The 25598-nt window shown below is 71.1% G+C and carries 23 protein-coding genes; 7 read left to right on the top strand and 16 right to left on the bottom strand.

Translation table 11 applies throughout. The features are described from left to right. Nucleotides 1-36 precede the first annotated feature (36 nt). From ACFY1P_RS08575 to ACFY1P_RS08545, 7 genes are all read right to left on the bottom strand, one after another. Nucleotides 37-1284, bottom strand: coding sequence for an aminotransferase class I/II-fold pyridoxal phosphate-dependent enzyme (locus tag ACFY1P_RS08575; protein ID WP_390750181.1), 1248 nt, complete (start codon nucleotides 1282-1284; stop codon nucleotides 37-39). Next, complete coding sequence (locus ACFY1P_RS08570; RefSeq protein ID WP_390750180.1) at nucleotides 1281-3263, bottom strand: condensation domain-containing protein; 1983 nt, start codon at nucleotides 3261-3263, stop codon at nucleotides 1281-1283. Before ACFY1P_RS08570 ends, ACFY1P_RS08575 begins: the two co-directional genes overlap by 4 nt. Then, nucleotides 3260-4522: a beta-ketoacyl-ACP synthase II gene (gene fabF / locus ACFY1P_RS08565; RefSeq protein WP_390750179.1), complete on the bottom strand. Its 1263-nt coding sequence runs from the start codon at nucleotides 4520-4522 to the stop codon at nucleotides 3260-3262. Before fabF ends, ACFY1P_RS08570 begins: the two co-directional genes overlap by 4 nt. Further along, nucleotides 4519-6216 carry a thiamine pyrophosphate-binding protein gene (locus ACFY1P_RS08560; protein WP_390750178.1) on the bottom strand — a complete coding sequence of 566 codons (1698 nt, stop codon included), beginning with the start codon at nucleotides 6214-6216 and terminating at the stop codon, nucleotides 4519-4521. The genes fabF and ACFY1P_RS08560 overlap by 4 nt, the downstream gene beginning before the upstream one ends. Next, nucleotides 6213-8870, bottom strand: coding sequence for an aldehyde dehydrogenase family protein (locus ACFY1P_RS08555; protein WP_390750177.1), 2658 nt, complete (start codon nucleotides 8868-8870; stop codon nucleotides 6213-6215). The genes ACFY1P_RS08560 and ACFY1P_RS08555 overlap by 4 nt, the downstream gene beginning before the upstream one ends. Nucleotides 8871-8982: 112 nt before the next feature. Then, a complete protein-coding gene (locus ACFY1P_RS08550) occupies nucleotides 8983-10143 on the bottom strand; it encodes an acyltransferase domain-containing protein (protein WP_390750176.1) in 1161 nt (386 codons plus the stop codon). Next, the gene (locus ACFY1P_RS08545; protein WP_390750175.1) at nucleotides 10115-11152 is read right to left on the bottom strand and encodes a ketoacyl-synthetase C-terminal extension domain-containing protein; all 1038 of its coding nucleotides are present in this window, start codon (nucleotides 11150-11152) and stop codon (nucleotides 10115-10117) included. Before ACFY1P_RS08545 ends, ACFY1P_RS08550 begins: the two co-directional genes overlap by 29 nt. 210 nt (nucleotides 11153-11362) lie before the next feature. Between ACFY1P_RS08545 and rpmF the strand changes: the two genes are divergently transcribed. From rpmF to ACFY1P_RS08530, 3 genes are all read left to right on the top strand, one after another. Continuing rightward, on the top strand, nucleotides 11363-11533 hold the full coding sequence (gene rpmF / locus ACFY1P_RS08540) for a 50S ribosomal protein L32 (RefSeq protein ID WP_390750174.1): 171 nt from the start codon (nucleotides 11363-11365) through the stop codon (nucleotides 11531-11533). A gap of 6 nt (nucleotides 11534-11539) precedes the next feature. Then, nucleotides 11540-12718: a GTP-binding protein gene (locus tag ACFY1P_RS08535; protein ID WP_390750173.1), complete on the top strand. Its 1179-nt coding sequence runs from the start codon at nucleotides 11540-11542 to the stop codon at nucleotides 12716-12718. A gap of 436 nt (nucleotides 12719-13154) precedes the next feature. Next, nucleotides 13155-13454, top strand: coding sequence for a hypothetical protein (locus ACFY1P_RS08530; protein WP_361521098.1), 300 nt, complete (start codon nucleotides 13155-13157; stop codon nucleotides 13452-13454). A 3-nt stretch (nucleotides 13455-13457) separates the two neighbouring features. Here the strand turns inward: ACFY1P_RS08530 and ACFY1P_RS08525 are convergent, their stop codons facing one another. The 9 genes from ACFY1P_RS08525 to ACFY1P_RS08485 form a co-directional block, all read right to left on the bottom strand. Beyond that, nucleotides 13458-13910 (bottom strand): Fur family transcriptional regulator, encoded by a 453-nt coding sequence (locus tag ACFY1P_RS08525; protein ID WP_390750172.1) that lies wholly within the window; start codon nucleotides 13908-13910, stop codon nucleotides 13458-13460. Nucleotides 13911-13933: 23 nt separating this feature from the next. Then, nucleotides 13934-14758 (bottom strand): metal ABC transporter permease, encoded by an 825-nt coding sequence (locus tag ACFY1P_RS08520; protein WP_390750171.1) that lies wholly within the window; start codon nucleotides 14756-14758, stop codon nucleotides 13934-13936. Then, nucleotides 14755-15648 (bottom strand): metal ABC transporter permease, encoded by an 894-nt coding sequence (locus ACFY1P_RS08515; protein WP_390750170.1) that lies wholly within the window; start codon nucleotides 15646-15648, stop codon nucleotides 14755-14757. The genes ACFY1P_RS08520 and ACFY1P_RS08515 overlap by 4 nt, the downstream gene beginning before the upstream one ends. Continuing rightward, nucleotides 15638-16510: a metal ABC transporter ATP-binding protein gene (locus ACFY1P_RS08510; RefSeq protein ID WP_390750169.1), complete on the bottom strand. Its 873-nt coding sequence runs from the start codon at nucleotides 16508-16510 to the stop codon at nucleotides 15638-15640. The genes ACFY1P_RS08515 and ACFY1P_RS08510 overlap by 11 nt, the downstream gene beginning before the upstream one ends. After that, complete coding sequence (locus ACFY1P_RS08505; RefSeq protein WP_390750168.1) at nucleotides 16507-17487, bottom strand: metal ABC transporter solute-binding protein, Zn/Mn family; 981 nt, start codon at nucleotides 17485-17487, stop codon at nucleotides 16507-16509. The genes ACFY1P_RS08510 and ACFY1P_RS08505 overlap by 4 nt, the downstream gene beginning before the upstream one ends. 274 nt (nucleotides 17488-17761) lie before the next feature. Then, the gene (locus ACFY1P_RS08500) at nucleotides 17762-19153 is read right to left on the bottom strand and encodes an amidase (RefSeq protein ID WP_390750167.1); all 1392 of its coding nucleotides are present in this window, start codon (nucleotides 19151-19153) and stop codon (nucleotides 17762-17764) included. After that, nucleotides 19140-19349, bottom strand: a complete 210-nt coding sequence (locus ACFY1P_RS08495) for a hypothetical protein (protein WP_390750166.1) — start codon at nucleotides 19347-19349, stop codon at nucleotides 19140-19142. The genes ACFY1P_RS08500 and ACFY1P_RS08495 overlap by 14 nt, the downstream gene beginning before the upstream one ends. A gap of 192 nt (nucleotides 19350-19541) precedes the next feature. Continuing rightward, nucleotides 19542-20474: an MBL fold metallo-hydrolase gene (locus ACFY1P_RS08490; RefSeq protein WP_390750165.1), complete on the bottom strand. Its 933-nt coding sequence runs from the start codon at nucleotides 20472-20474 to the stop codon at nucleotides 19542-19544. 166 nt (nucleotides 20475-20640) lie between these two features. Further along, the gene (locus ACFY1P_RS08485) at nucleotides 20641-21219 is read right to left on the bottom strand and encodes a TetR/AcrR family transcriptional regulator (RefSeq protein WP_361521071.1); all 579 of its coding nucleotides are present in this window, start codon (nucleotides 21217-21219) and stop codon (nucleotides 20641-20643) included. Nucleotides 21220-21464: 245 nt separating this feature from the next. On the opposite strand from ACFY1P_RS08485, the gene ACFY1P_RS08480 reads away from it, so the two are divergent. The 4 genes from ACFY1P_RS08480 (at nucleotide 21465) to ACFY1P_RS08465 (ending at nucleotide 25431) form a co-directional block, all read left to right on the top strand. After that, nucleotides 21465-22091, top strand: a complete 627-nt coding sequence (locus ACFY1P_RS08480; RefSeq protein ID WP_390750164.1) for an SMI1/KNR4 family protein — start codon at nucleotides 21465-21467, stop codon at nucleotides 22089-22091. A gap of 225 nt (nucleotides 22092-22316) precedes the next feature. Beyond that, nucleotides 22317-24704 (top strand): phosphoketolase, encoded by a 2388-nt coding sequence (locus ACFY1P_RS08475; protein ID WP_390750163.1) that lies wholly within the window; start codon nucleotides 22317-22319, stop codon nucleotides 24702-24704. A gap of 107 nt (nucleotides 24705-24811) precedes the next feature. Beyond that, a complete protein-coding gene (locus ACFY1P_RS08470; RefSeq protein WP_361521064.1) occupies nucleotides 24812-25135 on the top strand; it encodes a hypothetical protein in 324 nt (107 codons plus the stop codon). 68 nt (nucleotides 25136-25203) lie between these two features. Further along, nucleotides 25204-25431 carry a hypothetical protein gene (locus ACFY1P_RS08465; RefSeq protein ID WP_361521061.1) on the top strand — a complete coding sequence of 76 codons (228 nt, stop codon included), beginning with the start codon at nucleotides 25204-25206 and terminating at the stop codon, nucleotides 25429-25431. Nucleotides 25432-25598: the final 167 nt, after the last annotated feature.

Below are 25598 nucleotides of genomic sequence, written 5' to 3'. Positions count from 1 at the left end.
CACCTGCTCCCTGTGGTGAACCCTTCAACGGGGACGTCAGATCCCGAGGCGCCGCCGGTAGCCGAGGAGGGTACGCAGGAAGCCGTCCATCTGCTCCTCGGTGTGGCCCGCGTGCGGGAACAAGCGCAGTAGCGCCTGGTTACGTGAGACGGCCGGGTAGGAGAAGACGGGTACGAGGTAGCCGTCCTCGACGAACCACTCCCGCATCTGCAGGGCGGCGGCGTCGTTCCCGATCGGCACCGAGAGCATGTACGACTCGGTCGGCGTCGTCGGCGTACCCGCCTCGTGCATCTGCCGGCGGAAGCGGGCGGCATGCGCCAAGTAGTCGTCGACGATCCCCGGATTGCCGGCGAGGGCGTCGATCGTGCGCACGGCGGCGTGAGCGGTGGGTGGCTGGATGGCGGCCGTGAACATCGAGGTGCCGGAGAGCAGTTCGAAGGCGTCGATGGCCACCGCCGGCCCGGCGATCGCGCCGCCTTCCAGACCGATGGCTTTCGACAGTGACACCATGACGAAGTCGGCCCGCTCCCGGATCGCCGCCGCCTCCCGGGCGTACGGGCGGTTCCCGGGCCCGTACACCATGAAGCCGTTCGCGTCGTCGATCATGCTGATGGCGCCGTGACGGTCGCACTCGTCGAGAATCTCCACGATCGGCCCCATGGTGCCGTCGGCCGAATAAATGCTCTCGGCGATCACCACGGTCTTGCGGGCCCGGACCCGGTCCAGGACGCGTGCCAGGTCCAAGACGTCGTTGTGCCGGAACGCGTGGACCTTGCGGCCGTAGTCAAGTCCCTCGAGGCCCTTCCAGATGCTCCAGTGGACGTCACGGTCCACGATGAAATCGGTGTCGCGATTACGCACCTCGATGCCGGCGTCGAAGTGCGCGGAACTGCTCATGGCATGGACGAACCCGATGTTGGCCAGGAGCCCCGTGGCGAAGCTGATGGCTCGCTCCTTGCCCGTGTGGCGGGCGATCGTCTCCTCCAGCACCTGGTGCGGGCGGCAGATCCCCTGGGTCATCCTGGATCCGCTGGTGCTCAAGCCGTGGGCGAGCGCCCCCTCCGCGAAATGACGTCGTACCGGGACGTGGCGCTCCAGATCGAGGAAGCTGATACTGGCGAAGTTCACCAGCTCACGGCCGTTGCGGACGATGGTCGGCCCGACGGGGCCGTCCACCACCGGCGGGCGGTAGGCCGTGTCGTGAGTGTGCGCCTCGACGAAAGCGGCGAAGGCCCAAGGGGCCAGGCGGTCCACGGACGTTGCGGGGGCGCGGGACGCGGTCATGGTGAGGTGTCTCCTCCACGATGGGCGCGGGAAGGTAAGGGCTCCATGGCTGCGGCAAGATGGCCGAGCGATGCCGTTCCTGCCAGCTCGTCCGACGCGATCCCGGTGAAGCCGGACCGGTGAAGCAGCGCCAGCAGACGAGGGACGGCGACCAGGGTGACTCCGTGGTCGGCGAGGCAACGGTTCATGTCCACGGCGTCAGGACTGTCGAGGGAGCCGACCGCCAGACCGCCGGGTCCGACAGCGGCCACTGCGGCGGCCAGAGCCCGTTCGGCGCGCGTCGCGGGCGGGCGCAACGGGACCCGGAGGGTTCCCGTTTCGCCGGTGGCGGTGCAGAACTGGCCGGACGGACGGCCGGGTTCGAGGTCGGCCGGGGTCAGGACGTAGCGGCCCGGGGCCACCAGACCGGGCACTTCGCCGAGGTGTTCCAGGACGTGGCGGTGCAGGTCCTCGGGGGTGACCTCGGGGGCGATGCGGGCATGTGCGACGAGGTGCGGTTCGTCGCCTTCCCCCGCGGCGTCCCCGCTGGGCGCCACCGTCACGTCGTGCACTCCGGGATGGCCGCGCAACACGTCTTCGACCTTGGTCAAGCACACCCATCCCTGCGGGGCGCGCCACCATCCGGGGGCGGCCGGTGTGAGCGAGCGCGCCGGGACCGGGCACTCGGCACCGTCGGCGAGCGCGCGCAGGAGACCGCACAGGCGGACGGGCAACGCCAAGGCCTGCCCGGCGTCGAGCAGGTGATCCCCGACGGTGACATCGAGGGTGACGACCCCCGCGTCGCGGCTGAGGTCGACGTAGAGCGTCTCGCAGGGCTCGTCAGGCGCGCTGCTGATCCAAGTGGCCCCGTCCGGCGGGGTGTTCCGCTCGGGGAGCAGGTAGCCGCGTGGCCATGAGTAGCAGTTGTACTCGATGGTGGGTACGGTCACGACACCTCGGCGACGGTCCATGCGCGCCTGGGCGGCGACCAGCTCCGCGGGGCGCCACTGACCGTGCCGATAGGCAGCGGCGCAGGCGGCGGCGACCGAGGCGGCCACCTCGCCGAACGCCGCGCCCGGGCGGAGATCGATCTGTACCGGAACCGTCAGGGCCCGGACGCCGACGCTGTTCCGCAGAGCGGCCCGGGCCCGGTTGGAGACCACCACCGACGCGAGAAATCGGTGTTCGCCGGTGCGGGTGGCGACGTCGTGGGCCAGTGCCGCGAGCACAACGGCCTCCGGACTGATCCGATATCGCCGGGCGACGCGGTCGAGGTCGTCGTACGCGGCCACCGAGCGGTGCTGGAGGCGGTGGCGCCCCTCGCCGTTGTCGGTCCCGCCGAACGGGGCCAGCACGCCGGTCGGGTTGCTCGCGAGACGCATGAGCCACTCACGCTCCGCTGCGCGGGCGCGTTCCGGGGGCTGGGCCGCGACCGTGTCGAGCGGGTGCGTCACTGCCTCCGCCGGTGTGTCGCCGCCGCGCAGCTCGTCGTGCAGTTGGCCGATCAGTACCGCCAGTCCCCATCCGTCGATCAGGACGTGGTGGGCGGCCATCAGGACCGCACGCGGCTTTCCTGCCTCGAGCAGCACCCTGGCGAGCCAGGGCGGGTTCCGCTCTGGATCGATCGGGCGGGCGGCCAGCGCCGCTGTGGCAGCCTCCAGGGTGTCGGCGTCGACGGCGGGGACGTCGACGCAGTCGACCGGCAGCGGGGCCCAGTCCGCGCGGTGGACGTGTTGTACCGGGCGGAGCGGGTCGACAGTGGTGCGCAGTGCCTCGTGGCGGGCGGTGAGGGACGCGAGCGCCACGTGGACGTCGGCGAGGGTTGCCGAGGACGGGACGTGGCAGTGGTCGGCGAGCGGCGTCGGGTTCACCCGCCGTGCTGCGGGAATGGTGCGTTCGAACCAGTGCCACTGCTGGACCCAGGTCAGCGGCCCGCTGCGGATGACGGTGGCGGGGCTCGGGGGCGGTTCCGAAAGGTGGTGCTCGGGCCGGAACCTCATACTGCCCGGACCACTAGAGCGGCATTGTGGCCGCCGAAGCCGAACGAGTTGCTGAGAGCGATCCGCATACGTTCGTGGTGCTGCGTCCGGTGCGGCACGAAGTTGATGTCCGGGTCGATCGGCTCGTCGCAGTTGACCGTCGGCGGGACGTCACCCGTGCGCAGGACCTGGATCGTGGCCACGAGCTCGACCGCTCCGGCGGCACCGATCATGTGACCGGTCATCGACTTGGTGGAGCTGACCGGGATCCGGGTGACACGATCACCCAGCACCTTGCGCAGGACGGCGGTCTCGGTGGCGTCGTTCAGCAACGTCCCGGTGCCGTGCGCGTTGACGTAGTCCACGTCTGCCCCCGTTATCCCCGCGTCGCGCAGCGCCTCCTCGACGGCGAGGCACGCGCCCCGTCCCTCCGGGTGCGGGGCGGTCCAGTGATGAGCGTCGGAACTCGCCCCGTAACCCGTGAGTTCGGCCAGGGCCGGCGCCCCTCGTCTGCCGGCCACCTCGGCGGCCTCCAGCACCAGCACCGCGGCTCCCTCACTCATCACGAACCCGTCGCGATGCGCATCGAACGGCCTGCACGCCGCGGTCGGGTCGTCGTTGCGCCGGGACAGCGCGCGGGCGTTGCCGCTCCCCGCGAGGTCGATGGTGGTGACGCAGGCGTCGGCACCGCCGGCGAGGACGACGTCGGCCTCCCCATGGCTGATCATGCGCATCCCCGCGCCCACCGCGTCCGCGCCGCTGGCGCACGCCGTGCTCTGGGCACGGCTGGGGCCCTGTGTGCCCAGACGCATGGTGATCTCGCCAGCGGCGCTGTCCATGGCGGTCGTGACCTGGGTGAAGGGGCTGATGGCCCGTGGCCCTTTGTCGCGCAGCGTGTTCGCGGCGCGGTAGATCGACCCCACCGGGCCGTAGCCGCTGCCAATGATCACGGCGACCCGCGGTGCCAGGCGGTCGTCGACGACCAGTCCGGCGTGCTCGCACGCCTCCAGCGCCGCGGCCAGGGCGTACTGCGCATACGGGTCGGCGCGGCGACTGACCGTCGGGGGCATGTAGCGGCTGGGTGTGAATCCGCGGACCTGGCCGCCGATCCGGACGCCGAGACCGGTCACGTCTATCGCGTCCACGGTGTCGATGCCGCTGCGCCCGGCCAGCATGGCCGCCCATGTCTCGTCGGCACTGTGGCCCAGCGGCGTCACTGCCCCGTACCCGGTGACCATCACCCGGCGCCCGGCGTCACCGCGCTCCCTCGCGTCTGTCACTGGGGAACCACCCCGGCGTCGCGGAGAGGCGGGGCGACGTCGTCGGGGGCGACCGGCACCATGAGCACGGCTGTGCCTCCCTGTGCGCAGAACCGCCGGGCGGCAAGAATCTCGTCGGTCAGCGCGGCCTTGTCGCGCAGCACTCGACAGCGGATGTCCGGCCCGTCCACCACGGGCGGCGGCGCGCCCGGGCGGGTGAAGGGATAGCGTTCGGCGTCCAGGCCGAGGCGGGCGCGCTGGGCGTCCAGCCAGCCGTAGCCTCCGTTGCACAGCACCACGTACAGAACGCCGCCGTGGGCCGGAGCCGCGACGGCGATGTCCGCGCGGGCCGCGAGGAACGCTCCGTCCCCGATGAACGCGGTGACCTCATGGCCCGGGGCGGCCCGCTTGACCCCGACGGCCGCGGCCGCTCCGAAGCCCAAGGGGGTCTGCTCCGACGGCACGACGGACCCGCCACCGACGTGGAAGGGGAAGCAATAGGACCACATGTCCTGCAGCCCGTTCTCCTGGACCAGCACGCGGGGCTCGCCGGCGGTGGCGTCGAGTGCGGCGAGCAGCTCGGCGACGCGGATCCCCGGCAGCGCCGCCGCGCGGGCCAGTTCCGCTTCCACCTCGAGCGACATGGCCTTACGGGCGGCGGCGATCCTGTTCGCCCACACCTCGGTCGCGCCCGCGCGCTCGGCCTTGTCGTCCGTCTCCAGCGCCCGCGACCAGCCGAGCACGGCGTGCCGGGCGTCTCCGAGCACGCGCGGGCCCGGGAACTCGGCGGACAGCCCGCCCGGATCGACGTTGACCTGGACCACCGCGACCGGGGGCCACGGCGTTCCGCCTTCGACGACGGTCTCCTCGAGCCGCCCGGCGAGCGACACCACCAGGTCACAGGACGACCACAACTCGCGGGCGGGGGCCGCGGCGTAGAGTCCTGCCACGCCGCAGAACAGCGGGTGGCGCTCGTCCACGGCACCGCGGCCGGACGCGGTGGTGAACAGCGCCGCGCCGAGGCCCTCGGCGAAGCGCTCGACCACGCCGTCGTCGTTGCGGTGCCGCATTCCGCCACCCACCAGCACCACCGGACGCCGGCTCGCGCGGATCGCCACCAGTGCCGGTCCCGGCGTCACGGGAGCGGAGTCGAGGACCAGTGGTTCGGGCAGCGTCGGCCGCGGTCCGGTGACGAGGATCTCCGCCGTGCGGACGTCATCGGGTATCTCCAGGTACACGGGCCCGGGCGGCGGCCCCACAGCTCGGGTCAGCGCCGTCACCGTGGCGGGGACGACCCGGTCCGGATGCCCCACCCGGTGCGCCCACTTCACGAGGGGCGCCGTCACTGCGACCTGGTCGAGTTCCTGGAATCCGCCGCTGCCCCGGCGCCGTTCGGGCACGCCGGCGGCGAGCACGAGGACCGGTGCCCCGGACTCCCGCGCTTCGAGCAGCCCCGTGGCCGCGTGTGTGACGGCCGGCCCTTTGCCCAGTGCGCATACGGCGAGCCGGCCTGACTGCAGCGCGTAGCCCGTCGCCATGTACATCGCGTTGCGCTGGTCACGGCACGGCACGAGGTCCAGGCCGGCGGCGTCGAGAGCGCGAAGCAACTCCAGATCATCGCCGGGCAGCCCGAAAAAGGTGTCCACCCCGTTCGCCACCAGCAAGTCGACGACCGCGGACCACGCGTCGGCGTACCGCTTGCGCTCCCGGGTCATTTCCCACCCACCGTGACAGGGGCGGCCGTCGGGAGATGCTGCGCCACGGCCTGCGACATGAGCAGTGGTTCGGCGTGCCGCTCGCCGCCGTAGGAGAGGTAGTTCGCCCGCATCCCGAATCCGCCGAACGGGCGGTTGCCGTCCTCGGCGTCGAGCAGCGTGTGGTCGACGCAGGTCTGGTGACGCTTGGCCAGGACTTGCACCGTCTCCGGATCGTTTCCGTAGACCATTGCTCCCAGCGCGCGTTCGCTGAAGTAGGGGCCTGACAACCGTTCGCGCAACCGCCTCGCACTGGGATAGGCCACGACGTTGAAGACCGGGGCGAACATCTCGGCAAGGGGAATCTTGTCGTCGAAGCCCCACAGCAGCACGGTCGGGTCGATCCTGCGGGACAGCAGATCGATGCGCCCGCCGTGCCGGATGTGACGCGCATGGCGCACCAGGTAGTCCGAGCAGTTCACCAGCGCCGAGTCGTAGTGGATCGGACCGTAGTCGGCGACGGGGTCGCTGTTCTGCCCGAACCGCAGCGAAGTCAGTTTCGCGGACAAGAGGTCGACGAAGTCCTCGGTGAGGCCCTGCGGGACGAACACGACGTCGGGACCGAAGCAGTCCTGGCCTGAGTTGTAGAGCCGGATTTTCGCGAGGTCATGTACGGCGCGCTTGAGATCGGCGCCGGGTGCGATCACGAAGGGGTTGATGCCGCGACCGAAAAAGAGGAAGAGCTGGTCTTCCTCCAGCCCTTCGCGGACAGTCTCGGCATTGGAGTAATTCCCGGTGAAGACGATGAGGTCCGCCTCGCGCACCGGCCCCGTCGCAAACTTACGCTGACTGAGTTCGAAAAGCTTGACGGGCAATCCGTGAACCGGCGCCAGCAGGGCGTGCAGGCGTTGCATCTGGCTCTTGATCTCAGAAGACGGCCGAAAGGTGATTTCGTCGGTGTAAAGGGACGCCGCGAGCATGTAAAGGGCGTAGGAATAGAGCGGCATGTTGGAGGGCATGAAGACCGCGGCCCTGGGCACGCGGCCGGGCCGGGCCCGGCGAATCTCCTGCTCCGCACCGTCGAGGGTGGCGAGGAACGAACGAATCTCCGCGCTCGCGGTGTGGTGGGGCGATATTTCGGTGAGAATTCTCATCACCGCGTCTTCGTTGTCGGCCACATACCTGCGCACCGCGCGCAGCTCATCGACGCGATTACCGAAGGGAATGCGGTAGTCGGTCGCGCTGACGGCCGAGCCGGACACGGTTCCGTCAGCGGTCATACGGTGCGACGCGGGCAGCGAAGTCATGGCGATCTTCTCCAGAACGGCCAGGTTGGGCTTTCCCGTGCTCGTGAGAGGCAACGCGGGAAGCACGACGATGTGGTCCGGCTGCTCATAGCGGGCGAGCACGGGGCGCAGCACCCGTTTCCAGTACGCGGGATCGCGATCGTCCGGGTCGGCGATCACGAACACCAGGCGGCAGCCCAGACGCTCGTCGGGGACGGCGACGACCTCCGTCCGCGCGCCCGCCGACTCGGCCCGCTCGGCGAGGTGGTCGGGATAGAGCGTGTGGCCGTCACGGTGCACGGCGTGCTTGCGCCCGACCGGGAAGACCCGGCCGGCGTCGTCGAGCATGCCGATGTCGCCGGTGCGGTGAACGGGACCCGAAACCTGGATGATCTCACCGTCATCGCCCAGGTGACCGGTCATCAGGCCGTCGCTGCGTACCACGAGTTCGCCGAGCCGGCCGTGGGGAAGCGGCCTGCCGTGGTCGTCGTGGACTTCGACGACCACGCCGGGCAGCGGCGTGCCGCATCCGACTGGATCGGTACGGGGCGCCAGCGCGATGTTTCCCACCTCGGTCGCTCCGTAGCCGTCGAGCAGGTGCCGGCCTGTGCGGGCGTGGAACCGGGCCGCAAGGTTGCGTCCCAGCGGCGCGCCGCCCACGCACCAGGCTCGTACCGTCTCCAGCGTCTTCGCGAGAGCGGGACGGCGGTCGAGCAAGTTGAGCAGGCTGTAATAGGTCGACGGGGCCCCGTCCACGATGGAGAGGCCGTGGTCCACGCCGACCGCGAGCGCACGGTCCAGGCGCGTGGCCGGCCCGTAGACCACGAGCGTGCCTCCGCCCAGCCACCAGCAGAGGACCAGCGAAAGACCGTACTGGTGGGAGTACGGCAGGACGGGGAGGAAGACGTCGTCGGGCCGGTACTCCATTCGTTCCGCGCTGAGTGCGAGGTTGTCCAGAATCGAGCGACCGGAGCGAACAATTCCCTTGGGGCTGCCCGTCGTACCCGACGACCACGAGATCGCGGCGTCCTGGCGCCGCGCCCAGTTCGCGACATCGGGCATGGCCGCCGTGTTCGAAGCCGGCTGTGGCGCCGCGGCGTTGCCCGTACTGTCGCTGATTTCGAGCACCACGCGCGCCTGCGCGCGGATCCGCGACCGCTGTGACGGGGTGGCTCGATGATCGGCCAGGACCACCGAGGCGTCGAGGTGAATGAGTGCGAGCAGATCGACCACCCATTCCGGGGAATTGGCACTGCTCATCATCACCCGCGAACCGGGTTCGATGCCGCGGCGCGCGAGAAGTTCGGCGGCACCGACTATGCGGGCCACGATTTCGCCTGTCTCCCAGATGCGTCCCTCGGGCGAGATCAAGCGCCTGGAAATAGGCAACTCACGCTCCTTAACGCCAGGGGACCTGCGCAACTTCCTGGACGTACACGTTTGTAAACCCACAACCCCGCGACAAAGCCTGATTCTGTTGAACGAGATACATCTGAACCGACTATCCCATACCTGTAGACCGGTGTCGAGTACGGCAAGGACATTCCGCCACACGCGTGGGGTAGTTGAGCATGCAGTGGCGGAAGAGATATCTAACGAGTGGCCAGTTCTGATTGCTGAATTCGTGGCGCGATTGTTGTCCGCGCACAAGCGGGCATCGCTCCCAATGGAGTACAGATCTCGCACTCTGCCAAGTCACAGATGGGTGCAGTTCTTCCTGAGGGATGATGTCGAGGTGTCGGGCCCCGCGACCGCTGAAGACGTTCTTCCAGGCCACCGGGACGCCGTTGCAGTACGCCTCCGCCGCGGAGAGCAGAAAGCGCCGTTCGTCACCCTTGCCCCGGCGGAGGCTTCCCACCACGGAGACGGACCTGCCGGCCCACTCGGCGGTCTCCAGAACCGGGTAGGTGAGGACCGGATGGGGGCTGACCTCGATGAAGCGGGAGAAGCCGTCTTGCAGCAGCGCTCGGACCGCGCTGTGGAACTCGACCGGGCGGCGCAGGTTCCGGTACCAGTACGCGGAAGTCAGCCGCCTCGTGTCCAGCGGGCCCGGCTCGACGGTGGAGTAGAACCGCGTCCGCGCGGGGCGGGGCCGGAGGCCGTCGAGTGCTTCCGACAGGCGTTCCCGGAGGCCGTCCACGTGGGCGCTGTGGGAGGCGTAGTCGACGGCGAGGCCGGTTGCTCGGATGCCCTGTGCACCGAGCTCGTCGAGGAGGGCGCAGATGGCATCGGGTTCCCCGGAAATCACGGTTGAACGAGGGCCGTTGTCGGCTGCGAGCCACGGCCTCCCCCGGTCGACGCCCGGACGACCGCGCACTTCGTCCCGGGACAGGGCAACGGCCGCCATCCGTCCCCTCGGCAACTCCCGGACGGCGGCGGCCCGCCGGGCGACGACCTTGGCCGCGTCGGCCAGCGACAGGGCGCCGGCCACACACGCGGCGGCGATCTCCCCCTGACTGTGCCCTACCACCGCGTCCGGGCGCACCCCCAGCGATTGCCACTGGGCGCTCAGCGCGACCATCACGGCGAACAGGGACGTCTGTGCGACGTCGACGCGGCTCAGTGGCGGCTGACCGGCTTCCCTGCGCAGGACAGCGCGCACGGACCAGTCGATGTGCGGTGCGAGGGCTTCCTCACAGGCCACCAAGGACCGCTCGAACACCTCCGACTCGGTCAGCAGGTCCGCCCCACTGGGAGCCCTGTCCGGGGAAGACGAAGACCGTGCCGCCGGTTTCCGGGCGGGCCGGGCCGCCGACCGCGTGGGCGGGCAGGGTGCCGTCGGCGATGCCGCGCAACCCGGCGAGCAACTCGGCCCGTTGGCGGGCGACGACCACCGCGCGGTGCTCGAAGGACGACGGCCGGGAAGTGACCAGGGACCGGCCCGCATGAAACGCATCCGCGGACTCGGCAATCGGTATCAGCCGCAGCGCCACGTCGCGCAGGGCCGGGGCGCTCCGGGCGGACAGCACCCAGGGCAGTGCCCGGTCACCACCCGGCCGCTCTGCGTCCTCGGCCGGGGCAGAGGGCTCAAGGGGTGCCTCTTCCAGGATCACGTGGGCGTTGGTGCCGCTGACCCCGAAGGCCGACACCCCGGCCCTGCGGATCCGGCCGGAGCGCGGCCACGGTCGGGGCGCCAGCAGCAGCCGTACGCCGTCGGCCTCTCCGGCCACCGGCGGGGACACCAGGTCGGTGTGCCGAGTACGCGGCAGCAGGCCGTGCCGCAGCGCCTGGACCGTTTTGATGACGCCGGCGACCCCGGCGGCGGCCTGGGTGTGCCCAATGTTCGACTTGACCGAGCCCAGCCACAGCGGCCGCCCCTCGTCACGGTCGCCGTGCACGGCGTACAGAGCCTCGGCCTCGATCCGGTCGCCCAGCGGTGTGCCCGTTCCGTGCGCCTCGACCACATCGACCTGACTGGACGTCAATTCTCCATCGGCCAGGGCCTTCCGGATCACGCGCTGCTGTGCGAGCCCGTTGGGTGCGGTCAGGCCGTTGCTCGCGCCGTCCTGGTTCACCGCCGAACCGGCGATCACGGCGAGGACCGGGCGCCCGTGCTCCCGGGTGTGGGAGAGCCGTTCCAGCACCAGTACGCCGGAGCCCTCCGCCCAGGCCGCGCCGTCGGCCTGGGCCGCGAACGCCTTGCACCGGCCGTCCGGACACACGGATCCCACACAGTCAGCTCCCTCGACACGGCAACCCGCAGGGTCCCTCACCTTGCCCGCTCGCCAGCCGCCCGGGCAATGGGCGGGCATCTGCGCATGGTGGGGGCGACAGGGCCGCCTTCTTCATGGCGCCCGCGTGTAGACCCCTCACCAATTGGTAACGGTTTCCATTTTCATGTAACGTGACCGCCACGCAACGACGACGGAGGTTCCTTTCCCATGGCCGTGCCCAAGCGGAAGATGTCCCGCTCCAACACCCGCCACCGCCGCGCCCAGTGGAAGGCGAGCACGACCCAGCTCGTGCCGGTCACCGTCGAGGGCGCCGCGCATCTGGTGCCGCAGCGTCTGGTGAAGGCGTACGAGCGCGGGCTGCTGCGCCCGGAGGGCTGACGGGCCATGGCTGCTGATCACCGGCTGCCGGTGACCGTCCTCTCCGGTTTCCTCGGCGCGGGCAAGACGACCCTGCTCAACCACGTCCTCACCAACCGCGACGGGCTGCGCGTCGCCGTGATCGTCAACGACATGAGCGAGATCAACATCGACGCCGCGCTGGTGCGCGGCGGAGAAGGCGCGCTGTCGCGGACCGAGGAGCGCCTGGTCGAGATGACCAACGGCTGCATCTGCTGCACCCTGCGGGACGACCTCCTCCAGGAGGTGGACCGGCTGGCCCGCGAAGGCCGCTTCGATCACTTGCTCATCGAGTCGAGCGGGATCTCCGAACCGATGCCCGTCGCCGCCACCTTCGCCTTCCCCCGCGACGACGGCGCCACCCTCGGCGACCTGGCCCGGCTCGACACCATGGTCACCGTCGTGGACGCCGCGAACTTCCTCCCCGAACTCGAAGGCGGCGACGGCCTGGCCGAGCGCGGGCTCGACCAGTACGAGGAGGACGAGCGGACGGTGAGCGATCTCCTCATGGACCAGATCGAGTTCGCCGACGTCATCGTGGTCAACAAGCTCGACCTGGTGGACGCGGCGGACGCCGGCCGGCTCCGGGCGGCGCTCGCCCGCCTCAATCCGGCCGCTCGCATCGTGCCGGCCGAGCACGGCCGGGTGGACCCGTCGGCCGTCCTCAGCACCGGCCTCTTCGACCTGGAGCGTGCCCAGCAGGCGCCCGGGTGGGTCAGGGAGCTCAACGGCGACCACACACCCGAGACCGAGGAGTACGGCATCTCCTCGACGGTTTTCCGCGCCGAGCGGGCCTTCCACCCGGGGCGGCTGTGGGCGTTCGTCACCGAGGAGCTCGACTCCGGCGCCTATGGCCAAGTGCTGCGCTCCAAGGGGTTCTTCTGGCTGGCCGGACGTGACCGGGTGACCGGGCTGTGGTCGCAGGCCGGCTCCGTGGCCCGCTTCGAGCCCGCCGGCGCCCGCGAGCCGGGCGGGCAGGGCCAGGAACTCGTCTTCATCGGCACCGCGTTGCGCCCGGACGCACTGCAACGGGCGCTCTCCGCCTGCCTCGTACGGCCGGATGAGCCCATGACGCCATGGTCGGATCCCTTCCCCGCCTGGGACGCCCACGGGCTGGACGACGCCGTCTGCGAGCACGATCACGGGCTCGAGACAGCCCACGCCTGAGGCGCGGGCCCCGGGCCTCAGCCGTCCCGCCGGGGTTGCCCCGGCGGGACGGCACTCGGCGAGCGGTGTTCGGCTAACCGCCGCACTGGCAGGGACCGCCGGACTGGCATCCGCAGTTGCAGCCGGGACCACACTGGCAGTCTGAGCTGCACGTCGAGGTCGGCGCGTGAACGGTCATGATCAGCGCTCCTTCTTCACTTGTGGGGCTTCATTTTTGAGGCTCCCATCGAGCGAACACCCTGCCGGTTCACGGCCGCAAGAGGTGCGACGACCGCATCGAGGCAGTGGCCGCCCGATGCCCGCGTCGCCGTCTGCCGAGTGGCGCGTTTCTGGCCGACTTCCGCCACCTTTCGTGAATCACCGGCATGATTGACACTGGAAGGGCAGGCTCTCCCACCGGACACATCCGTTCACGGGGGAGGAAGAAGGCTTGGCCATGCTGACCAGCACGCACACTTCTCACGCGAACCACACCCACCAGCACGGCGCGGGCTGCGGGCACGTCGCCGTGCCGCACAGCGACCACATCGACTACGTCCACGACGGGCACCTGCACCGCGTGCACGAGGACCACACCGACGAGTGCGAGCCCACCGGCCACGCCGTCCACCAGGAGCACACCCACCAGCACGGCGCGGGGTGCGGGCACGTCGCCGTGCCGCACGGCGACCACATGGACTACGTCCACGACGGGCACCGTCACGCCCAGCACGACGGGCACTGGGACGACCACTGACCTTCAGGGTGCCGGTGCCCGATCCGCCTCCCGGCCGCAGTCCGGGCAGACGCCGGAGAGCTCGACGGCGTGCCGGACATCTTTGAACCCCGAGGTCCGGGCGATCCGGTCCGCCCATTTCTCCACCGGGCCGGATTCGACGGGCAGGCTGAGGCCGCACTCGGCGCAGACGAGATAGTGACGGTGGCCGGGGCCGGGGCGGTGGCGGAAGAGCCGCTCGCCGTTGGCGTCGCGGAAGACGTCCGCACGGCCGGCCTCGGCGAGCGCGGTGAGAGTGCGGTAGACGGTGAAGAGGCCGACGGGTGAGCCGTCGTCCACCAGCCGCTTGTACAGGGCCTGGGCGCTGATGAAGCCTTCCACCACGACCAGGGCTCCCAGCACCACGGCGCGCTGCTGTGTGGCACGGCCGATCAGTGCCATGTCGTGGACGGTGGTGTGCGGCCAGTGGTCCGCCATCGCGGTGTTCCTCCGCTCGTGTCTCAGCGAGTACGCGGGACGGGGCGCCGTACGAGGAAAGTGGCGGCGTAGACGGCGGTGGCGGTGGCCATGACGGCGAAGCTCGGTGGCATCCGCGGTACCGCGTACGAGGCGAACAGTCCCGCCCACATCTCCGTCACCGCGAGGCACACGGAGAGGACCAGTGCCCGGTACGGGCGGTCGGTCAGCCGGATCGCGGCTCCGGCCGGGGCGGCGAGCAGGCCGATCAGCAGCAGGGAGCCGACCGCCTGGGTGGCCTCGGCCGCGCTCGCCCCGGCCACGGCGAGGAAGCCGTAGCCGAGCAGCCGGACCGGGACGCCCCGGGCCGCGGCCACCGCCTCGTCCACCGTCGCGAACAGCAGCGGCCGGGCGGCGATCAGCATCAGCAGGCAGACGCCCGCGGCCAGCAAAGCGGCAGTTGACGCGTGGGCCGCCGAGATGCCGAAGACCGAGCCGAACAGGACGCTGACGCCCGCGGTGCCGTCGGCCGTGCTGCGGGAGGTGGTGTAGAGGGTGACGAAGAACGCGCCCAGGCCGAGCACCCAGGAGAAGACGCTCCCTGTGACGACGTCGTCCGGGCGGGCCCGGCGGCCGAGCGCGCCGAAGAGCAGCGCGATGGCGATCGTCGCGGCGAACAGCCCCAGCCGCAGGTCGTAGCCGATGGCGAGGGCGGCCATGGCGCCGGTGAACGCGACATGGCTCAGCGCGTCGGCGGTGAAGACCTGGGCGCGCAGCACGAGGAAGTAGCCGACCATGCCGCACGCGGCCGCGATCAGCGTCCCGGCGAGGAGGGCGTGCTGGAAGAACGGCTGGGACAGCGCGGTCATGAGGCGGCCTCCCCGGCCGGCCGGCCCGGCAAGGCGGCGCGCAACGCACGCGCTCCCCGAGCGGCTCCCAGGGCGAGTACGTATCCGGCGAAGGCGAACGAGGTCACGAAGAACCCCAGCGGATAGGGCGAGTAGTAGGCGGCGATCAGCCCCGCCCAGGTGGCCGCGAGCGCCAGCACCACGGCCAGCAGCAGGCTCGCCACCGGACGGGCGGTGAGGGTCTGCGCGGTGGCGGCGGGGATCACCATCAGGGCGAAGACCAGCAGCGTGCCCGTGATCTGGCTCGCCTCGGCGGTCGCGGCCCCGAGCAGCACGAGGAACGCGATGGACAGCGCCCGCACCGGGACACCGCGCCCGGCCGCGACCCGTGGGTCGACGGAGGCGAACAGCAGCGGCCGCCCGATGAGCGCCAGCACCGTGAGCACGGCCACCCCCACGCCGAGCAGGACGGTCACCTGAGTGGTGGTGATGCCGAGGAAGGTGCCGAAGAGGATCGTCTGCGGCCCCTCCAGCAGCCCCTTGTAGAGGGCGGTGAAGAGGTACCCGCAGGCGAGGAGGAACGCCTGGACGGTTCCGGTCAGCGCGGATTCGTCACGGTCGCCGGCGCCGCGCAGGGCCGCGATGACCAGGGCCGCGGCGAGACAGGCCGTGAAGTAGCCGGAGACCGCGCTGACCCCGAGGAGCACGGCCCCGGCGGCGCCGGGGAACGCGACGGTGGAGACGGTGTGCGCCGCGAAGGTCTGCCGCCGCAGCACCACGAACCACCCGACCACGGCGGAGACCACGGCCACGATCGCGCCCGCGCGGAAGGCGTTGACCATGAAGGGGTACGACCACATCTGCCGCACGTCGCCCACGAGATTCCACGACAGAAGCGGGTCAGCCGGCATGACCGTCCTCGGTCCGCTCCGGCCGCCCGACCACCACGAGCCGCCCGTCGGATGCCCGCAGCACCTCGACCGGTGTGCCGTACAGTCCCGTCAGGGTCTCGGAAGTGATCACGTCCTGTGGAGTGCCGGTGGCGGAGCCGCCCTCGGCGAGGTACACGACCCGGTCGAGGTGGTGCAGTATCGGGTTCACGTCGTGTGCCACCATCACCACGGCCACGCCCTCCTGGTGGCAGATACGTCCGGTCAACGCGGCGACGCCGCCTTGGTGGGAGAGGTCGAGGCTGTCCAACGGCTCGTCCAGCAGCAGCAGTCGCGGTCGGCGGACGAGAGCCTGCGCGATGAGGAGCCGCTGCTGTTCGCCGCCGGAGCACTCCCCGACAGGCCGGTGGGCATAGGCACTCGCCCCCACCAACTCGATGACCTCGGCGACGCGTTCGCGGGCGGCCCTGCGACGCGGGCCGGGAACGGGCAGCGGTACGCCCCAGCGGTCGCCGTCCAGGCCCAGGCGGACCACGTCGGTGCCGCGGATCCGCATCGAGGCGTCGAAACTGCGGCGCTGCGGCAGATAGCCGATGCGGTGCCCGGCTCGACCGGGCCGGGCGCCCAGGACCCTCACCTCGCCGGCCGCGACCGGCAGCGCACCGAGCAGCGCCTTGATCAGGGTGGACTTGCCGACGCCGTTCGGGCCGAGGACAGCGGTGAACTCCCCCGGTCCGACGGTGAGGTTCACCCCCGACCACAGGGTGCGGCCGCCCACCCGCACGGCGGCATCGCGCAGCTCGAGCACGGGTTCGGCCGCCTGCCGGGAGGCAGGGGGCCGGGCCCGGGCGGCCGGGCCCGCCGGTTCCATGGCCTCGGTCATCGCCCGGCGGCCTTGGCCAGGGCCGCCTCGATGCCCTGGAGCTGGGTGGTCTGCCACTGCTGGAAGGTGGCGTCGGCCGGGGCGAGGGTCTCGGTCACGGTGGCCACCGGGATGCCCGCGTCCTTGGCCTCCTTGACCTGGGCCTGCACGTCGGGCGTGGAGTTCTGGGAGTTGTAGATGTAGACCTTGATCTGCTTGTTCTTGATCTGTTCGTCGATGGTGGCCTTGTCCTTGGCCGTGGGGTCGGTGCCCTCGCTCATCGCGTCGAGGAAGCTCTCGGGGGTGAGCATCTTCAGCCCGAGCCCCTCGGCGAGCGGGGTGACGATGGACTCCGAGGCGCCGATCGGCGTGCCCGCGTACTTGCTCTTCATCTCCGATATGAGCTTGGTGTACGGGGCGAGGTCCTTGGTCTCGTAGGCGGTCCTGCGCTGGTCGAAGTAGGCGGCGTCGGCGGGGTCGGCCTTCTTGTAGTCGTCGGTGATCTTCTCGATGACCTTGTGGACGTCGTCCGGCGCGTACCAGCGGTGCGGGTTGCCGCCTTCCTTGACGCCGAGGAGGTCGCCGACCTTCAACTCGGTGCGGGCACCTGCCGGGTTGGCGGCGAGGAGCTTGTCGGCCCAGGCGTCGTAGCCGACCCCGTTGACGATCGCGTACCGGGCACCGGCCACCGTGCGGGCGTCGGCGGCCTTCGGCTCGTAGTCGTGCGGGTCGGTGTCGGGGTTGCTGATGATGCTGGAGACGTGCACACGGTCGCCGCCGAGCTGCGTGGCGATGCTGCCCCAGAAGTTCTCCGCCGCCACCACCTCGATCTTCTTGCCCGAGCCGGAACCGCTCGCGCCCGACGTGCTGCCGCTCCCCTTCGAGTCCGAGGACGACGAGGTGGAACAGGCCGTGGCGGTCACGGCCGTCAGGACCGCCACGGCGGCGACGAGGGCGGTCCGTGCGGATGGTCGTGGAAAGCGGGGCGTGGCGGGCATTGCGGCTCCTTCGGGCGGTACCGGGGGCGCTGTGGTGCGCTCCGGCGTGCGTGACTCACCCACGAACGTAAATGGAAACGATTTTCATATCAACGCCAGATGAAAATCATTGCCATCTCTTGGCCGGAGGACAACCATCCGGGCCAGTCGTGCGCGACTCGCGTGTGTATCCGACGGATGCGCCCCGCGCCGGGCCGATGCGACGGCCGCGGGCCTGCCTGAGAACGTCCGGCAGGCCCGCAGCGCCGGGGCGGGCGCCAAGGGCCTGCCACGCTCAGGCCGCCGTGGCGAGTTCCCGGGCCGGCTGTGTCTGTTCGTAGGCGTGGCCGACCCGCAGGAGTGTGGGCTCGCCGAGGGGGCGGCCGAGCAGTTGCATGCCGATGGGCATGCCGGCCGGGTCGTGGCCGGCCGGAACGGTCAGGGCCGGCAGCCCGGTGATGTTGGCGGGGGCGGAGAGGCGTACGTAGGCGTCGGAGACGCCCTCGACCGTGCCATCGGGCCAGGTGACCGTCTCCTCGTCGGCGCCGACCGCGGTCATCGGGACGCTCGGGGCGGCGATCACGTCGACCTCCTCCAGGGTGCGGGCCCACTCGGCGCGCATGAGCGTGCGGGCGCGTTGCGCGCGTACGTAGTCCCCGGCGCTCATCAGCTCGCTCGCCTCCAGGAGGATGCGGACGTCCTCCTGGTACAGCTCGGGGACCGTGCGCAGGCTGCTCTCGTGATAGGCCCCGGCCTCGGGCACCATCAGGCCCCACTGGGTGGCCTGGATGTAGCGGGTCATCGGGATGTCGACCTCGACGAGCCGTGCGCCCAGGGTTTCCAGCTGTCCGACGGCGTGCCGGACGGCGGTCTCCACACGCGGGTCGACGTTGTCGAAGTAGTAGGTGCGCGGCAGTCCGATGCGCAGCCCCGTCAGATCCGTGCCGGCACCGGGCCGGTAGTCCGTGGCGGGCACGGACAGCGAGGCGGGGTCGCGCGGGTCGTGTCCGGCCAGCGCGGTCAGGACGAGGGCGGCGTCCTCGACGGTGCGGGTGATGGGGCCGACGTGGTCCAGCGACCAGGACAGGGAGGTGACGCCGTGGCGGGGGACGAGACCGTAGGTCGGCTTGAGGCCGACCACCCCGTTGAGCGCGGCGGGCACCCGGATGGACCCGCCGGTGTCGGTGCCCAGGGCGAAGGTCGCGGCGCCCGAGGCGACGGCGACCGCGGAGCCGCCGCTGGAACCACCGGCGACGCGGCCGTGGTCCCAGGCGTTGCGGGTCTGCGGAGTGGTCAGGCCGAAGGCGAACTCGTGGGTGTGGGTCTTGCCGAGCAGGACCGCGCCGGCCGCGCTCAGACGCGCGGCGACCGTGCTGTCCGCCGGCGCGCGATGGCCGGCGCGTACCCGGGAGCTGGCCGTGGTGGCCATCCCGCCGACGTCGATGAGGTCCTTGAGTCCCATCGGGATGCCGTGCAGGGGTCCCCGGTAACGGCCGTGCGCCGCTTCGTGTTCGGCCTCGCCCGCCGCCCGGCGGGCCTGCTCCGCGGTGACCGTGACGTAGGCGCCGAGGTGCGGTTCCACTTTCTCGATGCGGTCGAGGACGGAGTCGACCAGTTCGACGGGGGAAAGTCGCCGGGCACGGATCGCGTCCGCGGCGGCGGCGAGGGACAGCTCATACGGCTGCATCGTGCGGCTCCTGTCCGGCGCGGTAGGCGGCGGCGGGCGGGACGTCCGCGAAGTCCAGCTCACGCAGGACGGAGACGACGCCGTGGATGTGGTCGGCGACGGCGGCGACCGCGGCGTGGTGTTCTGCGGGCAGCACAAGCCCGGCGCGGGCGGCCCAGCGGGCGGCCTCCGGCGGTGTGAGTTCGGCGGCGGTCATGGACCTTCTCTTTCTTGGTCGAGAGTGAGGCGGCGGGGTATCCGAAGGCGCTAAAGGCCAAGGATTTGCGTCAGGTGGCTGCAAATGCCTCGGCTGCCCGGTGCCGCGACAGCTCGATGGCACGGCTGTCCGGTCCGCTGGCTCGTGCGTGTGTGACCGGACACCGCCGGTCGCGGGAGACCGGTCGTGTGGTCAGGCCTCGGTGGCCGGGATCTCGCCGCCGTGCTCGGCGAGCAGCCGGTAGCGGCCGTGCTCCCGGCGGACGGTGCCGGCCGTGGGCCGCGGGAAGTGCGTGCCCAGGAGCAGCGCGTCGGTGTCCGCCACGCCGTCGAGCAGCCGGGCGCGGGTGCGGATCGCCTGGGCGGGGTCGATGTCGACGCAGCTGTGCACGTGGGGGTGGGACAGTTGCACGGGGTGGTGGATGCTGTCGCCGGTGATCAGTGCCCGCCGGTCGCTGCCGCGCAGTTCGACGGCGACCTGCCCCGGGGTGTGCCCCGGGGCGGGGACCAGGAGGACGCCCGGCGCCACTTCGTGCCCCTGCTCGGGCACGTCCACGAGGTCGTACTGTCCGGCGTCGCGGACGGGGTGGACGGAGTCGCGGAACACCTGGGCGCGGGCCTCGTCCAGGTCGGTGGCGGCCCAGTGGTCCCATTCGGTGCGGCTGGTGACGTAGCGGGCGTTGGGGAAGGTGGGGACCCAGTCCTCGCCGGCGAGGCGGGTGTTCCAGCCGACGTGGTCGGTGTGCAGGTGCGTGGTGATCACCAGGTCCACGGATTCGGGCGGGAAGCCGGCCGCCGCCAGCCGCTCCGGGAAGTCGGTGTCGAGGCCGTTCCAGGCCGGGTTGGCACGGGTCTTGCCATTGCCGATGCCGGTGTCCACGACGATCCGCAGTCCGCCGGCTTCCACCGCGAAGCTGTGGCTGGCCAGCCGCGGGACCTCGGCGTCGGCGAAGTGGGGGCGCAGCCACGACGCCTCGTCCAGCACCTCCTTGGTGGCGTCCGGCAGCAGCCACGGTCCGGTCTGGCGCGGCAGTTCGATCTCGTCGACGCGGCGTACGACGATGTCGCCGAGGCGCCATCCCGTGCTGGTGGCGGGGGTGGCCTGACGGGGGGTGGCGGTGCTCATGGGTGGGACCCTTCCGGTGGCGCTGGGGTTGCGGGCGGGGTGGCGTGCTGGGGGAAAGGGCAGGCCCCGGTCAGGTCGTGCGCGGCCGGCACGGGAGCCTTTAAGGCGAATGCTTTGCGTTAAGCACTCTAGGCTGGCGCCACCCAAAAACGCAATCCCTTAGCTTTTAGGCGCCCGGCGGGGACCCGGCGCGACCGAGCGCCGCCGCCACCAAGCGGCCGGCGTACGCCGGGGACAGCTCCGAGGGACGGAACAGGATCCGGTACATCAGCGGGGCGACCACGACGTCCAGCAGCGTCTCCAGGTCCGGCACGGCCTCCCCGCGCCCGGCCGCACGTACGCCGATGGCCTTCAACTGCTCGGCGGCATAGTCGGAGCAGCGCGCCGCGTTGCCCTGCCCGGGGTCGCCCAGCAGGGCGTCGCGGATGTACGTACGACCCGCCGTCGAGGACATCTCCTCGGCGAACTGCACGGTCCACGCCTCCAGGTCCGCCCGCAGGCCGCCGTGGTCGGCCGGCGGGGCATCCGGACGCAGCCGCTCGACGGCCACGTCGGACAGCAGCTCCCGCAGGTCCCCCCAGCGGCGGTAGACAGTGGACGGCGTGACCCCCGCACGGGCCGCGATCAGCGGCACGGTCAGCGCTTCCCGCCCCACCTCCGCCTCAAGGTCACGGACCGCCTGATGCACGGACTGCTGGACGCGGGCGCTGCGCCCGCCGGGGCGTGTGGTCGCTCGGGCACTCATGGGGACAGCCTAATGCGAAGAAATTGCGTCTGCCCGGAACGGTCGGCCGGAAGCGAAGCGGCTCTCCCCCATCGTCGGTCGTGGCACGCGGTTGAACCTTGGGCGAACCGGCCCGCGACCTGGCCATCACCTCCCGCAGGTGGACGAGCGTCGCCACTGCTTGACTTCACACCTCACGAACCTGGCGGGGCGCCTCCATGTCACGGCCGCGTCCCGGTGGACCGGTCGCGTCTACCCTCACCCGTATGACGACCGATTGGATCGCGGAGGCCCGGCGCACGGCCCGGGGGCGGCGCCTTGATGAGCTCAGCTGTCTTCCCTCGAGGCAGGACGCCTGCCCGGCGCCGCCGTTGTCCGAAGCTGAGATCCGGGAAGCGGAGGCGGAGCTGGGCATCGCGTTCCCGGGACAGTACCGGGAGCACTTGCTCGGGCAGAGCGCCGACGGCACGGTGAACCGCCTGTGCCGATCCGCGGCAGGCTGGGGCTGGCACGGGGATTCGAGCACCAACTACGACCTCCTTGCCACTGCCTTCCCGCATCCCGACTCCTACCGTGCTGACGAAGACGAGCTGGACGCACGCGAGCCGCTGGAAGAGAACTTCCCGGACCACGACGCCTACCAGGCGGCATGGCAGCAATGGGACGCAGAGTACGAGGTGTTCCAGGAGCGCAAGACGTCCGGCGCTGTATTCATCCAGGACAACGGCTGTGACTTCTCGACCCTCCTCGTTGTCACAGGTCCGCACCGGGGCTCACTGTGGTTCGACGGCCGGGCCACGTGCGACCGGATCCTTCCTCTGAACCTGGGCGGTCGGCCCGTGTCGTTCACGGACTGGCTCGGTCGAAGTTCCATGGATCTGGTCGCCTGGTGAAGGCTGCCGGGCCGACACCGGGCGGGGCCGGTCAGGCAGCCCACTTTCGGTCAGGTCAATCGCGGGCCCCCATGAGCCCCCAGCGCTACGCCGCGGGACCGCACCCCCAGGAAGGGGCCGGACGGTCCCGGACAGCCTCCGACCGGCCCTGGTGACCCGCTGCCCCTGAGGGCCACGCTGAGAGGCGGCCACGGACCCGAACCGCCCGACCTTGCGGAGGCAGCCATGCGGGACATCCCGATCCCGGCACCGACCGGTCCCACCGAAGAGGAGCTGCGGACCCTGGACGCCCACTGGCGTGCCGCGAACTATCTGGCCGTCGGGCAGATATATCTGATGGGCAACCCGCTCCTGACGGAGCCCCTGCGGCCCGAGCACGTCAAACCCCGGCTGCTCGGGCACTGGGGCACCTCGCCGGGGCTGAACCTCGTCCACACCCACCTCAACCGGGTCATCCGGGCCCGCGGCCTGGACGCGCTGTGTGTCTGGGGACCCGGTCACGGCGGGCCGGCCGTGCTGGCGAACTCCTGGCTGGAGGGGACGTACTCCGAGACGTACCCCGATGTCGGCCGGGACGCGGCGGGCATGGCCCGGCTGTTCCGGCAGTTCTCCTTCCCCGGCGGCGTGCCCAGCCACGTCGCCCCCGAGACCCCCGGCTCGATCCACGAGGGCGGCGAGCTCGGCTACTCCCTTTCCCACGCCTACGGGGCCGCGTTCGACAACCCGGGCCTCGTCGTCGCGTGTGTCATCGGTGACGGCGAGGCCGAGACCGGGCCACTGGCGGCCTCCTGGCACTCCAACAAGTTCCTCGACCCGGTCCACGACGGCGCGGTGCTGCCCATCCTGCACCTGAACGGCTACAAGATCGCCAACCCGGCCGTACTCGCCCGCATCCCCGGACCCGAGCTGGACGAGCTGCTGCGCGGCTACGGCCACGAGCCCCTCCACGTGACCGGCGACGACCCGGCGGCCGTCCACCGCGCCATGGCACATGCCATGGACACCGCACTCGACCGGATCGCGCTGCTCCAGCGCACCGCCCGGGAGGAGGGCGTCACCGAGCGCCCCCGCTGGCCGATGATCGTGCTCCGCACGCCCAAGGGCTGGACCGGCCCCGCGGAGGTCGACGGCCTCCCGGTCGAGGGCACCTGGCGCGCGCACCAGGTGCCGCTGGCCGCGGTCCGCGACGACCCGGAGCACCTGCGGCAGTTGGAGGCGTGGCTGCGCTCGTACCGCCCGGAGGAGCTCTTCGACGAGCGCGGCCGGCCCCTGCCCCAGGTGCTCGCCTGCGTCCCCGAGGGCACCCGCAGGCTCGGTGCGACGCCGCACGCCAACGGCGGCCTGCTGCTGCGCGACCTGCCCCTCCCGCCGCTGGAGCGCTTCGCGGTGCCGGTCGACAAGCCCGGCTCCACCCTGCACGAGCCCACCCGCGTCCTGGGCGAGCTGCTCGAGGACGTCATGGAAGCCACCGGTGAACGCCGCGACTTCCGTCTCGTGGGCCCCGACGAGACCGCCTCCAACCGGCTCCAGGCCGTCTTCCGCGCGAGCGGCAAGGCGTGGCAGGCCACGACCCTGACCACCGACGAACACCTCGAACGGCACGGCCGCGTCATGGAGATCCTGTCCGAACACACCTGCCAGGGCTGGCTGGAGGGCTATCTCCTCACCGGCCGGCACGGGCTGTTCTCCTGCTACGAAGCCTTCGTGCACATCGTCGACTCCATGGTCAACCAGCACATCAAGTGGCTGCGCGTCACCCGCCGCCTCCTCTGGCGCCGCCCCGTCGCCTCCCTCAACTACCTGCTCACCTCGCACGTATGGCGCCAGGACCACAACGGCTTCTCCCACCAGGACCCCGGCTTCATCGACCACATCCTCAACAAGAGCCCCGAAGCCGTGCGGGTCTATCTCCCGCCGGACACCAACACCCTGCTGTCCGTCGTCGACCACGTGCTGCGCAGCCGCGACTACGTCAACGTCGTCGTCGCCGGCAAACAGCCCTCCTTCGACTGGCTCGGCCTGGAGCAGGCCAGGGCCCACTGCGCCCGTGGCGCCGGCATCTGGCAGTGGGCCGGTACCGAGGACGGCACCCGGGAGCCCGACGTCGTCCTCGCCTGCGCCGGGGACGTCCCCACCCAGGAGGTGCTCGCCGCCGCCCAGCTCGTCCGCCACCACCTCCCCGACCTGAGCGTGCGCGTCGTCAACGTCGTCGACCTGGCCAGGCTGCTGCCCGCGGAGGAACACCCGCACGGCATGACCGACGCCGAATACGACGCCCTGTTCACCCCGGACAAGCCGGTGGTCTTCGCCTACCACGGCTATCCCTGGCTCATCCACCGCCTCAGCTACCGCCGCACCGGCCACGCCCACCTGCACGTGCGCGGCTACAAGGAGATCGGCACCACCACCACGCCCTTCGACATGATCGTCCGCAACGACCTCGACCGCTACCGCCTCGTCATGGACGTCATCGACCGCGTCCCGGGCCTGGCCGGGCGCGCCGCGGCGGTGCGGCAGGCCATGGAGGACGCACGCACCCGCCACCACTCCTGGATCCGGGAACACGGCACGGACCTTCCGGAGGTCGCCGACTGGACGTGGAACGGTTCCTGACGAGGCCGCTGGACGATGACCACGGCGGAACCCCGAACAACCCCGGCGATCGAGCTCCTGGACAGCACACGCACCCGGAATCAAAGGCGACATCGACAGGAGGGCACATGAGAATCCGCAACCGTGTCGCGGCAGTCGGAGCGTCCATCGCCATCGCGGGCGGGGGCATGCTCGGCGTCGTGACACCGGCTTCCGCGTCGAGCATCACCCCTGACTTCTCCTGCCAGGCGTGGCACTACGAACGAGGCGCCCACGGTCATGGCGCGTCGATCACGTGCTACGGCAGTTCCTTCATCGGGTACACCATCTGCCATCAGCCCGACGGCCACACCTACATCGCCTTCGGGAACCGCGCACGCTCGGACGGCACTTCGACGACGTGGTGCGACCGCGATGCCGAGGTCATCGACGCGGGCGCCTTCCCCGTCTGAACCGCTTCCCAGCGCTCGGCGGACCCCACAGTCTCGACAACACCGCTTCCGAGCAGGAGATTCCGCCCGTGCCCGGTGTGCTCCGCACCATGGCGCGCGTCGGGGCCCGCGGCCACACCACCTTCGGCGGCCGGCTCTCCCCGCGGCCGCGCGGGCGGTTCGCCCGGGCGGCGGCCGAACGCGGACTGGACGGCGACTGGCGGGACTTCAAACAAATCCGTCACTGGACCCACGGCATCGCCGCGAATCTGCTCAGAGCCCGAGAAGCCGTCCCGCATCTTCGCTGTGCGCAATAACGGCCTGGCCGGCACGGGTCCGGGTCGCTTCCCGGCCTGAGCGGCACCTCGCACCAATGGGGTGGCCCGGGGTGCACCCATGGACTTGCTGATCATGGTGTTGCTGTAGTCAGCCGGACGCATCCCGGAACCGTCCCGGACGCCGCGCTACGTGGCTGCGAAGGCGC

Origin of the sequence: Streptomyces sp. NPDC001407 (genome assembly GCF_042895325.1) — a bacterium.
GTDB lineage: Bacteria > Actinomycetota > Actinomycetes > Streptomycetales > Streptomycetaceae > Streptomyces.
The sequence above is the reverse complement of the archived record's forward strand: the minus strand, read 5'-3'. Positions and strand labels throughout refer to the sequence as shown.

Bases quoted from the DNA above. Each gene is read 5' to 3' on its own strand.
- ACFY1P_RS08505 (WP_390750168.1), bottom strand. From the start codon at position 17,487: ATGCCCGCCACGCCCCGCTTTCCACGACCATCCGCACGGACCGCCCTC.
- ACFY1P_RS08535 (WP_390750173.1), top strand. From the start codon at position 11,540: ATGGCTGCTGATCACCGGCTGCCGGTGACCGTCCTCTCCGGTTTCCTC.
- ACFY1P_RS08470 (WP_361521064.1), top strand. From the start codon at position 24,812: ATGAGAATCCGCAACCGTGTCGCGGCAGTCGGAGCGTCCATCGCCATC.
- ACFY1P_RS08525 (WP_390750172.1), bottom strand. From the start codon at position 13,910: ATGGCGGACCACTGGCCGCACACCACCGTCCACGACATGGCACTGATC.
- ACFY1P_RS08475 (WP_390750163.1), top strand. From the start codon at position 22,317: ATGCGGGACATCCCGATCCCGGCACCGACCGGTCCCACCGAAGAGGAG.
- ACFY1P_RS08495 (WP_390750166.1), bottom strand. From the start codon at position 19,349: ATGACCGCCGCCGAACTCACACCGCCGGAGGCCGCCCGCTGGGCCGCC.
- ACFY1P_RS08485 (WP_361521071.1), bottom strand. From the start codon at position 21,219: ATGAGTGCCCGAGCGACCACACGCCCCGGCGGGCGCAGCGCCCGCGTC.
- ACFY1P_RS08530 (WP_361521098.1), top strand. From the start codon at position 13,155: ATGCTGACCAGCACGCACACTTCTCACGCGAACCACACCCACCAGCAC.
- ACFY1P_RS08570 (WP_390750180.1), bottom strand. From the start codon at position 3,263: ATGAGGTTCCGGCCCGAGCACCACCTTTCGGAACCGCCCCCGAGCCCC.
- ACFY1P_RS08490 (WP_390750165.1), bottom strand. From the start codon at position 20,474: ATGAGCACCGCCACCCCCCGTCAGGCCACCCCCGCCACCAGCACGGGA.
- ACFY1P_RS08500 (WP_390750167.1), bottom strand. From the start codon at position 19,153: ATGCAGCCGTATGAGCTGTCCCTCGCCGCCGCCGCGGACGCGATCCGT.
- ACFY1P_RS08510 (WP_390750169.1), bottom strand. From the start codon at position 16,510: ATGACCGAGGCCATGGAACCGGCGGGCCCGGCCGCCCGGGCCCGGCCC.
- ACFY1P_RS08560 (WP_390750178.1), bottom strand. From the start codon at position 6,216: ATGACCCGGGAGCGCAAGCGGTACGCCGACGCGTGGTCCGCGGTCGTC.
- rpmF (WP_390750174.1), top strand. From the start codon at position 11,363: ATGGCCGTGCCCAAGCGGAAGATGTCCCGCTCCAACACCCGCCACCGC.
- ACFY1P_RS08515 (WP_390750170.1), bottom strand. From the start codon at position 15,648: ATGCCGGCTGACCCGCTTCTGTCGTGGAATCTCGTGGGCGACGTGCGG.
- ACFY1P_RS08520 (WP_390750171.1), bottom strand. From the start codon at position 14,758: ATGACCGCGCTGTCCCAGCCGTTCTTCCAGCACGCCCTCCTCGCCGGG.
- ACFY1P_RS08575 (WP_390750181.1), bottom strand. From the start codon at position 1,284: ATGACCGCGTCCCGCGCCCCCGCAACGTCCGTGGACCGCCTGGCCCCT.
- ACFY1P_RS08480 (WP_390750164.1), top strand. From the start codon at position 21,465: ATGACGACCGATTGGATCGCGGAGGCCCGGCGCACGGCCCGGGGGCGG.